We start from the raw sequence: 1,609 nt of genomic DNA, 5'->3' as shown, positions 1-1,609 counted from the left end.
GGAGGGAAAGCGATGGGTAGGACTCTCGCGGAGAAGGTCTGGGACGATCATGTCGTCCGGCGCGCCGATGGCGAGCCCGACCTTCTCTTCATCGATCTGCACCTGCTGCACGAGGTGACCAGCCCGCAGGCTTTCGACGGTCTGCGCAGGAGCGGCCGGCAGGTGCGGCGTCTTGACCTCACCATCGCGACCGAGGACCACAACACTCCCACTCTCGACATCGACAAGCCGATCGCCGACCCGGTTTCCCGGGTGCAGCTGGAGACGCTGCGCAAGAACTGCGCGGATTTCGGGGTGCGTCTGCATCCGCTGGGTGATGTGGAGCAGGGTGTTGTGCATGTGGTGGGGCCGCAGCTGGGTCTGACCCAGCCGGGCACCACGGTGGTCTGTGGTGACTCGCACACCTCCACGCACGGTGCGTTCGGGGCGCTGGCCTTCGGTATCGGCACCTCGCAGGTCGAGCATGTCCTGGCCACGCAGACGCTGCCGATGGCCCGCCCCAGGACGATGGCGATCACCGTCGAGGGTGAGCTGCCCGAGGACGTCACCGCCAAGGACCTCATCCTGGCGATCATCGCGAGGATCGGCACGGGCGGTGGCCAGGGATATGTCCTGGAGTACCGCGGGTCCGCCATCGAGAAGCTCTCGATGGAGGCGCGGATGACGATCTGCAACATGTCGATCGAGGCCGGTGCCCGCGCGGGCATGATCGCCCCGGACGAGACCACCTTCGCCTACCTCAAGGGCCGTCCCCACGCGCCCGAGGGCGAGGACTGGGACGCGGCGGTGGCCTACTGGAAGACGCTGCGCACCGACGACGACGCGGTTTTCGACGCCGAGGTGGTCATCGACGCCTGCGAGCTGGCGCCCTTCGTGACCTGGGGCACCAACCCCGGCCAGGGAGCGCCGCTTTCGGCGTCCGTCCCCGACCCGGCTTCGTACGAAGACGCATCGGAGCGCCTGGCCGCCGAGAACGCCCTCACCTACATGGGGCTGACCGCCGGGCAGCCGCTGCGCGACATCAAGGTCGACACCGTCTTCGTGGGCTCGTGCACCAACGGCCGCATCGAGGACCTGCGCGCGGCCGCCGGGATCCTGGGCGGCCGTAAAGTCGCCGACGGCGTACGGATGCTGGTCGTCCCCGGCTCGGTCCGGGTCGCCCTGCAGGCGGTCGAGGAGGGCCTGGACAAGGTCTTCAAGCAGGCCGGCGCCGAATGGCGGCACGCGGGCTGCTCGATGTGCCTGGGCATGAACCCCGACCAGCTCGCGCCCGGGGAGCGTTCCGCCTCCACCTCCAACCGCAACTTCGAAGGCAGGCAGGGCAAGGGCGGCCGCACCCACCTGGTCTCCCCCCAGGTCGCCGCCGCCACCGCGGTACTGGGCCACCTGGCCTCGCCCGCCGACCTGTCCGAAGCCCCCGCGACCGCCGGAGTCTGAGCAGCCATGGAAGCCTTCACCACCCACACCGGCCGGGCCGTCCCGCTGCGCCGCAGCAACGTCGACACCGACCAGATCATCCCCGCGCACTGGCTGAAGAAAGTCACCCGCGACGGTTTCGAGGACGGCCTGTTCGAGGCCTGGCGCAAGGACCCCGACTTCATCCTCAACC

The 1,609-nt window shown here is 69.3% G+C and carries 1 protein-coding gene and 1 pseudogene; both read left to right on the top strand.

Annotated elements, in window-relative coordinates:
* The first annotated feature begins 12 nt into the window (after window positions 1-12).
* Entirely contained in the window at window positions 13-1,437 is a 1,425-nt protein-coding gene (leuC, locus tag ABZZ38_RS30430) for a 3-isopropylmalate dehydratase large subunit (protein ID WP_356745777.1), read from the top strand.
* 6 nt (window positions 1,438-1,443) lie between these two features.
* Window positions 1,444-1,609: pseudogene (locus ABZZ38_RS30425) on the top strand (3-isopropylmalate dehydratase small subunit); the annotation flags it as partial.

This window comes from Streptomyces sp. NPDC006368, assembly GCF_040612535.1.
In the GTDB taxonomy this organism is placed as follows: Bacteria; Actinomycetota; Actinomycetes; order Streptomycetales; family Streptomycetaceae; genus Streptomyces.
Note: the sequence above shows the minus strand (reverse complement) of the source record. Positions and strands in the feature narration are given on the sequence as shown.

Excerpts from the sequence above, each read along its gene's own strand:
- leuC (WP_356745777.1), top strand. The coding sequence starts at position 13 with ATGGGTAGGACTCTCGCGGAGAAGGTCTGGGACGATCATGTCGTCCGG.